11 protein-coding genes are annotated in these 8,092 nt (G+C 36.2%); 10 read left to right on the top strand and 1 reads right to left on the bottom strand.

The window, feature by feature from the left end:
* The first annotated feature begins 81 nt into the window (after nt 1–81).
* The 8 genes from WGMM_RS04055 (at nt 82) to pyrF (ending at nt 6,160) form a co-directional block, all read left to right on the top strand.
* Nucleotides 82–2,499, top strand: a complete 2,418-nt coding sequence (locus WGMM_RS04055; protein WP_051599648.1) for a valine--tRNA ligase — start codon at nt 82–84, stop codon at nt 2,497–2,499.
* Nucleotides 2,500–2,616: 117 nt separating this feature from the next.
* Complete coding sequence (locus tag WGMM_RS05345; RefSeq protein ID WP_051599645.1) at nt 2,617–2,901, top strand: hypothetical protein; 285 nt, start codon at nt 2,617–2,619, stop codon at nt 2,899–2,901.
* A gap of 63 nt (nt 2,902–2,964) precedes the next feature.
* Nucleotides 2,965–3,132, top strand: a complete 168-nt coding sequence (locus WGMM_RS06860; RefSeq protein WP_240991916.1) for a hypothetical protein — start codon at nt 2,965–2,967, stop codon at nt 3,130–3,132.
* A 105-nt stretch (nt 3,133–3,237) separates the two neighbouring features.
* A complete protein-coding gene (locus WGMM_RS04045) occupies nt 3,238–3,507 on the top strand; it encodes a hypothetical protein (protein WP_240991915.1) in 270 nt (89 codons plus the stop codon).
* Complete coding sequence (locus WGMM_RS04040) at nt 3,467–3,739, top strand: hypothetical protein (protein WP_038250455.1); 273 nt, start codon at nt 3,467–3,469, stop codon at nt 3,737–3,739. Before WGMM_RS04045 ends, WGMM_RS04040 begins: the two co-directional genes overlap by 41 nt.
* Before the next feature lie 503 nt (nt 3,740–4,242).
* On the top strand, nt 4,243–4,911 hold the full coding sequence (locus tag WGMM_RS06855) for a hypothetical protein (protein WP_240991914.1): 669 nt from the start codon (nt 4,243–4,245) through the stop codon (nt 4,909–4,911).
* A gap of 204 nt (nt 4,912–5,115) precedes the next feature.
* Nucleotides 5,116–5,433 carry a hypothetical protein gene (locus WGMM_RS06850; RefSeq protein ID WP_240991913.1) on the top strand — a complete coding sequence of 106 codons (318 nt, stop codon included), beginning with the start codon at nt 5,116–5,118 and terminating at the stop codon, nt 5,431–5,433.
* 58 nt (nt 5,434–5,491) lie between these two features.
* A complete protein-coding gene (gene pyrF / locus WGMM_RS04030; RefSeq protein ID WP_038250452.1) occupies nt 5,492–6,160 on the top strand; it encodes an orotidine-5'-phosphate decarboxylase in 669 nt (222 codons plus the stop codon).
* Nucleotides 6,161–6,302: 142 nt separating this feature from the next.
* Here the strand turns inward: pyrF and WGMM_RS06155 are convergent, their stop codons facing one another.
* Nucleotides 6,303–6,575, bottom strand: coding sequence for a hypothetical protein (locus WGMM_RS06155; protein WP_128080215.1), 273 nt, complete (start codon nt 6,573–6,575; stop codon nt 6,303–6,305).
* A gap of 92 nt (nt 6,576–6,667) precedes the next feature.
* Here WGMM_RS06155 and WGMM_RS04025 point away from each other — a divergent pair, with 92 nt between their 5' ends.
* Nucleotides 6,668–7,867, top strand: coding sequence for a phage major capsid protein (locus tag WGMM_RS04025; RefSeq protein ID WP_038250450.1), 1,200 nt, complete (start codon nt 6,668–6,670; stop codon nt 7,865–7,867).
* Complete coding sequence (locus WGMM_RS06845; RefSeq protein WP_240991912.1) at nt 7,851–8,000, top strand: hypothetical protein; 150 nt, start codon at nt 7,851–7,853, stop codon at nt 7,998–8,000. Before WGMM_RS04025 ends, WGMM_RS06845 begins: the two co-directional genes overlap by 17 nt.
* The last annotated feature ends 92 nt before the right edge of the window (nt 8,001–8,092 follow it).

Here is an 8,092-nt window from a genome sequence, read left to right as displayed (position 1 = left end):
TTCCGCTGCTTGTTAGCGGGATCTAGAGATACCGCGGCGGTATAATGTTGCTAGCTTAAGGTTTAAAATTGAGAAATATTTATGTTAAAAGAAAAATACGGCTTTAAAGAAGTTGAAGACAAATACAACATATTATGGGAAGGTAGTAAAGTTTATAAATGGAATGGTGAAAAGGATAACACTTTCACTATAGACACACCTCCACCGACAATATCGGGAAAACTCCATATTGGCCATATATTTAGCTATTGCCACACGGACTTTATTGCAAGGTTTCAGCGCATGCTGGGAAAAGATGTGTTTTACCCAATTGGGTTTGATGATAATGGGCTTCCCACTGAAAGATTGGTTGAGCAAACCTATAAAACCCGCGCAAAAGAAGTTGGCAGGGAAAAATTTATAGAGATGTGCCATGAGGTTATTGAAAAATCAAAGCAAGAATTCAAGGAACTATTTAAATCGGTCGGCATTAGTTATGACTGGGATTTGGAATATCACACGATCAGCAAGGAAACTGTGACGCTTTCACAGATGTCGTTTATTGATCTATATAACAAGGGATATGCATATAGAAAAATGCAGCCTATCCTTTGGGACCCGGTTGATAAAACAGCAATTGCGCAAGCAGAAATAGAAGATAAAGTTTTTGAGTCATCCTTAAACACGATAGTTTTCTCTACTCAAGAAAATGAGCAGATCAATATTGCAACTACGCGACCTGAACTACTTCCAGCATGCGTTGCAGTTTTTTGTCATCCAGAGGATACGCGCTACACTCATCTGATCGGAAAAACAGCAGTAGTGCCAATAACAGAGGAGAAAGTTCCAATAATAGCAGATGATAAGGTTAAAATAGATAAAGGCACCGGGCTTGTTATGTGTTGTACATTCGGTGATGAACTCGACATATATTGGCAGCAAAAGCATAACCTGCCGATGAAAATTATCATCGATCAGGATGGGAGGATGAACCTAGATGATGTCATTCCACCACACCCCGGCGTCATGAAAGTAGCTGACACTGGAATCTACGATGAAATAAATGGATTGAAAGTTACAGCAGCAAGAAAGAGGATGATTGAAATCTCGAGTGGAAAAGGACTTTTGATAGAAAGCACTAACATTTCTCATTCTGTTAAGTGCGCAGAAAGATCTGGTGCACCACTTGAGATATTACCTACTTATCAATGGTTTATCAAGACTTTAGAGCAAAAAGCTCAAGTATTAGATAAAGTAAAAGAATGCAATTGGCACCCAAGCAATATGCGTAAACGTATGGAAGTGTGGATAGAAGGGCTAAATTGGGACTGGTGCATCTCAAGGCAGCGCTATTTTGGTGTGCCATTTCCAGCGTGGTATTCTAAACGTAAGGGAGAAGAAGGTAAAATTATTCTAGCTGAAATAAAGGCCCTACCTATTGATCCACTCAAAGATTTGCCAAAAGGGTATAGCAAAGAAGAGATTATCCCAGATCAAGATGTAATGGATACTTGGGCCACAAGTTCAATTACTCCTCAACTGAGTGCACTGGCAGTAAACAGTGAGTTTAGCTTACCAAATCATCGCTATGATACGATATTTCCTGCAGATCTGCGCAGCCAGAGCCATGAGATAATCAGAACTTGGGCTTTTTATACTATTTTAAAGGCACATTATCATGCAAATTCTTTACCTTGGAAAAACATTATGATCAGCGGTTGGTGTTTAACCGATGATAAGAAAAAGATGAGTAAATCAAAGGGTAACATCATCACTCCTCATGTAATACTTGAAACTTATGGAGCTGATGTAGTGCGCTATTGGGCAGCGAACTCAAAGCTTGGAGTTGATACAGTCTACTCTGAAAATATATTCAAAATTGGCAAGCGCCTCGTTACAAAACTTTGGAACGCTAGCAAGTTTGTTTCCATGTTCATGGAAAAGCATCAAACAGTAAGCATAAATTCCATCAGTGAGACGATGGATAAATGGATACTGTCTAAGCTGTACAAAGTAATAGGTAGAGCAACGAATAACCTATTACAGTTTGAATACTGCGAAGCTTTGAGTGCAGTAGAAGAATTTTTTTGGAAGGATTTTTGTGATAACTACTTGAAATTAATAAAAAAACGTGCGTACGGAAGCGGTGAAGCAACCTTAAATGCAAAACAAAGCTTGGCGTATGTGTTAAATGTTATTTTGCGGTTGTTTGCACCTTTCTTGCCTTACATTACAGAAGAGATGTACCACCAGTTGTATAGTTATAATTCTGTACACAATCAAAGTAATTGGCCGAGCAAAGAAGAACTTATCTATGATAAATATTCAGAGGAAATGGGAGATAATTTTATTCAGATATTAAACATTATCAGAAAGGTAAAGGCAAATGATAATGTATTAGTTAAGCATCTGATAAAAAAGTTGATGATAAAAGCAGATCTAGGAGAGGATAAATTGAATCAATCCGCACAGAATGATTTGCAGGCAGTTTGCAATGTGGAAACGATAGAGTGGATGTAGTCTGAGCTTGAAACTGTAGACGGGAAATACATAGTGAATATAGACTTATACTGATTTTTATATCTTTAATTCCTTTAATATCAATGCTATTGTAATCATCATTAGTATGAAGGAATAATGAGGGATTTGTATAGTAAAACCAATGCACCATATCTTATAGCTGGTGCTGTTGCTACTTTGGTATTGCTTACATCTGGGACACTTGCCGTTGCCCCTTATGTTAAGTTCTCCTTTTCAGTTGCAGCCTTTAATGTAGCTCTTCCTGTTGCTTTGAGTTTGTCTATACTTTCTATTTTGATGCTTGCACTTTCATGTAAAATAATTAATTATAATAAGAAAATAGAGGTTGAGAAAAATAAATTTGCTGAAAAAGAGCAAGAGTTAGAAAGCGTAAAACAATAATCAAAGAGTAAGGTACAAGAGTTAGAAAATAAAATAGATCTGAGAGAAAAAGCTAAAGAAGCTGTGAAGGAATTAAAAGACCAATTAACTCGAAAAAAGCAAGATTTGGAAAGCGAAATTGCAGGGTTAACTAAAGAAATAGAGCAGTTAAAGACACAACAAGATGATGCACAGCAAAAATTAGATGATGTTACAAAAGAGTTAAATAATAAAGGTAATCAAATCCGATAATTAGAGGGTAAGATAGGTGCCCTTAATAATAAGAACAAAGATTTATACGATGAAAATAAAGAATTGAGAATAAAAGTAAAAGGTCAGTTAAAACATAAGGAGGATATGCTTTCTCTTGAATACCAAGAGTTACGCGATGAAAATGTAAGATTGAATGAAAGAGTGGATTCTTTAATGGAGGAATTATCTCAACATCAAAAAGAAATAGATTCCTTAAAATGGCAGTTAGATGAGTTAAAATATGAAGTAATTTTAGCTCTTTTATTAAAAGAAAGAATAACAGAATTGGAAACATGTTTAGAAAAGAGAAGGAAAAAAAGTAGGAGAATTAGCAGTGCAGTTAGAAGAAGACAAAACTTCTTGTTCAAAATCTGAACTAGGGGAAGGAGTAAAAAGAGAAATACGATTGAAAGAAAAGTTAAGTGAAAAAGTGCAAGAAACGATCCAGGTAGCTGAAGATTTAGAAGAAAAAGAAAAACTATGCAAGGAATTAGAAGAGGAAAAAACTAAAAATCTTGATACGATCACAGAGTTAAAAAAACCTAATGATAAGTTGCGCGATAATAACAGTCACTTGAAAAGTAGCGAAAAAGATTTGGATGGATGATAGTAATTCTGATTAGGAGAGAAAAGTTAAACGTCTGCAAGCAGTAATTGAGCATAAAGACGAGCAAAGTCATTTCATTTCTTCAGATATAAGCAGTAAACATTTATCAGAGCATGAAGGAATAGGTGAAAATGAGTCTGTTATGAACAGTTCCCGAAACCAAAACCACCTTATATATCCACTTCAACAAGACCGCCATATAAAGAGATGAATGATGATTCATGTGATTCCGAATATTTCAGTGAATGTTCTACCCAAACCAATAGCTACCACACATTTTGAGGACAGTTGTACATTGGATACATAAAACCTTAGCCATTTTTAGCTAGCAGACTGAAAATGGGAATTTTTTTATAGGTGCAGCACTATAATTCCTCTACAGATAAGAGAATTTTAATAAATATGTACAAGACTGCTGAACGTGGGGGGAGGAGGGGATTACTCCTAGTTTCTTAACTGCTCTTACGTTACTTACATCTTTAGCGCTTATTGTAACTTCTAATGTGCCTCTTCCTCTAATTCTTGCTTTAGCTACATTACCTGGTTTAGTGCTTCCACTTTCGTATCAAATAATTAGTAATAATAAAAAAATAGAGGTTGAGAGAAATAATTTCGCTCAGAAAGAGCAAGAGTTAGAAAATGAAATAACTCCAGGAAAGGAAGCTAAAGAAGCTGCAAAGAAAGAAGTGAAGAATCAATTACGTGAATTAACTCGAGAAAAGCAAAATTTAGACAAGAGAGCAAAAAAATTGGATCAGAAAGCAAATGAGTCAGAAGTTGCGAGAAAATTTCTTCTTAAAGAAAAACAATCTTTGGAGAAAAGATTAGAAGTAGCAAAGAATCGTACGTTTGAAATGGACAATGAATTGGGCAAAACAAGAAAGGAAATAGGTAAGCTTAGTGAGCAGGAAGAGAAATTAAAACTTGAAATGTCATATTCGAAGAAACAGTTGGAAGAAAAAAGTGAATTTATTGCAAAGCTGAAGATGAAAATAGATAATAAAAAACATTTAGAGCTAGAGAATAAGGAGTTGAATGATAGAATAGAAACGTTACGTGAAGCACAAAAGGCACTACGTGAGAAAAAACAAGAACTTAGTGAAAAAATACAGGCATTGAATAAGGAAAAAAATATATTTTCTAAAGAAGTAAAGGAAATACATGAAGAATAAGAAAGGCTGTATGCAAACTTAGATAAGCTACAATGTAAAATTAAAGAGGTCAACAAAGAAAACAAAAATTTATCTAAAAAATTAAAAGAGAAATTTGAAGAGATACGTGATGCAAATGATTGCATTAATAGTCAATGTTGTGAGTTAGACGGAATAAGAAAAGATTGTGATAATGAGGTGAAAAGATTAAAAAATGCACTTTGGATGCAAGACAGTAAAGTAGAACAACTTGAAGAAGATTTGTTGAGAAATGCAGAAGAGAAAAAGGATTATTTTCTGGAAATGTTAGAACCTGTGGTAGACGAGGTAGAAAAATTGGTAAACAATAATGAAGCGATCGGAGATCATAGTAGAAAAATAATAATACAGGAGACTCGAAAACTAAAGTTTATATTGAAGGAAATTATGCAATTCACGCCAGGTGAAGATTCTGGGTACGGATCACCTAACAGTCGTCCATCTACCCCAATCAAACCTTTATTTCCACTGTGGGCAGAACGCTGTAAACGCAGTCAATTTTGAAATGTAGAACTTGAAAATACAACAATTAGTCTTATTATAAAATAAATCATGCAAGATAATGAACCCAATAATATGCGCACTGGATTCACAAGACTTAAATAAGGCCATATCTTTGGCTAATGCTTTGCGTGGTAAAGTTGGCATGGTAAAGCTGGGATTAGAATTTTTCGCTACTCAAGGTCTTTCTGCAGTGCAAGAAGTTGCAAAATGCAATGTACCAATTTTTTTAGATCTGAAATTGCATGACATTCCAAACACTGTGGCTAAAACAGTTGAAGTAATAAAAGTTCTGAACATTGAAATGTTAACTCTGCACATCAGCGGTGAAACAAAAATGCGTGAAGAAGCGCCAAGGGTAGTGCAACGCATAAAAATAAAGCTGATTGGAGTGACAGTGCTAACTAGTATGAACAATGAGGACTTAAACGAGCTTGGAGTAGCAAGAGAGGTAAAATCACAGGTAATTTTGCTTGCAAAGCTTGCAAAAAAGATTGGACTCCATGGAATAGTCTGTTCTGCATTGGAAGCTCAAGAAGTGCGCCGAGAATGCGGTGAAGACTTTAAAATTATTACTCCAGGAATTCGTATAGATCCAGGTAACGACCACCAAAAAAGAACAGCAACACCAAGAGTAGCAATCAATTCAGGAGCTGATTATATCGTCATTGGCAGACCCATTACAAGAACTGCAAGTAGTGCAGAATTAATACTGAAATCCCTTATCTAATTGAAGTAGATAAAAAAAAGTTCTTCACACCAAAAAACAAACGTTATATAGTACAATCATCCTTCATTTTACCTCGCTTAATTTAATTAATGGACGAAGCTTACAGTACTAAGCGTGGCACTCCGTGCCACGGTTTACCTTTTCAGCAGATAAAAAATGATGCCATTTCAGTGCCAAGCACATAACTGTAGGGATATTTGTTTTTAAGGGTAAATTGCACAACAGATGATGTCATTCCAGTGCTTAACACTGGAATCCAGAAATTTTGCTTATAACTGAGCTGATGAACTAAAGGTAGTTGTCTTACGCTAAAACAAACGTTTTTAATTAAGTTGCATAGAAACTGGATCCCAGCGTCAAGTACTGGGATGACAAGAAAGGGAGGACTGGAATGACATCGTTTACTATGTACCATATTGCAATATTCGTACAACTGTGGGAAACATCTATGGGTGCCGTTCCTATTACCTTATTTCCATTCTAATGTCATTTTCAAAGGAGACTATTATGTCATTTACCGATATTACCCACTGTATCAATGAACTCGCTTCATCATGGGAGCAATTTAAATTAATAAATGATCGCAAATTAAAAGAAATTGGAAGCAAAGGGCGTGCTGATTCTGCAACGATTGAGCGGTTATGCAAGGTAAATAATGCCATTGATAGTTGCAAAGAGTGTTACGACTTGATCGAAACTGCAGCTCAATGCCCAGAAGTAAATACAGATTTTAGCACAAGCGATAAATATTTTTCTGATTATATCCGCAAGGGAATGGAAAGCGGTTTATCACACAAAACCCTCAGTGGAGATGACAGTGATATCGGGGGGTATCTAGTTACTCCGCATATTGTAAAACGCATAAACAAGCGCGTAACTGATTCGTCCCCAATGCGACAAATATGTTCCAGTCAAAGAATCTCTACTGAAACATTGGATTACATTATAGAAGATTTTGACCGCGCCGGTGCAGGTTGGAGCAGTGAAACAGTAGATGATGAGGACGGTGGCAATAAGTCTAAGTATGATTTTGCAAAAGATACGGACACGCCCAAAATCCAAAAGATTTCCGTCACAACTTACGAGTTATATGCTCAACCACAAATATCACAAAAGTTACTCGATGATGCGTTTGTCGATGTTGAGAGTTGGCTGGTGGAAAAGATTGCCGAGACTTTTAGTAAGGAAGAAAGCGAAGCCTTCATTAAGGGTGAGGGCACTTTTCAACCAAAAGGAATTTTAGCTTATGAAAATGGAAACAGTTATAATAAAATAGAGCAAGTTAAAACTGAAAAATTAGATAGTGATTCAATAATGATGTTGTATTACTCTCTGGACGAATATTATTCCAAAAATGCGTCATTTTTGATGAATAGGAGTACGTTGAAGGATATCAGGCTGCTAAAATCTCAAGCAGGTCAGTATCTCTGGCAGCCAAGTCTGTCGCTTGAAGCTCCAGATACTTTAATGGGAATACCAGTATATCAATCTGCCGATATGCCACCAGCGCCAAACAATCAGCTACCAGTAATTGCGATGGCAGATTTCAAACAAGCTTATAAGATTGTAGATAACAGAGGAATGAGAATATTAAGAGACCCTTATACGAATAAACCTTATGTGAGGTTTTTTGTCACTAAGCGTGTCGGCGGAGAGGTTGTAAACACCAGTGCTATTAAATTGTTGAAAGTTGCGAGCAAGTACTAAAAACTTCCGCAGCATCATCTTTATAGCTGATCAAAGCAACACGTCATGCCGCGATTCATTCCATAACTGTACGAACATTGTGATTTTGGCCCATCAGGAGGGTGTCATCCCAGTGCTTGACACATATAGCTAAACTGACTTAGATTTACCGACAGTTTGAAAAACAAAAATTCGTCATCCCGCTGCTTGTTAGCGGAATCTATGCTGAGATATCGCGGCGGTATG

The organism is Wolbachia endosymbiont of Glossina morsitans morsitans, assembly GCF_000689175.1.
GTDB lineage: Bacteria > Pseudomonadota > Alphaproteobacteria > Rickettsiales > Anaplasmataceae > Wolbachia > Wolbachia pipientis.
The sequence above is the reverse complement of the archived record's forward strand: the minus strand, read 5'-3'. Positions and strand labels throughout refer to the sequence as shown.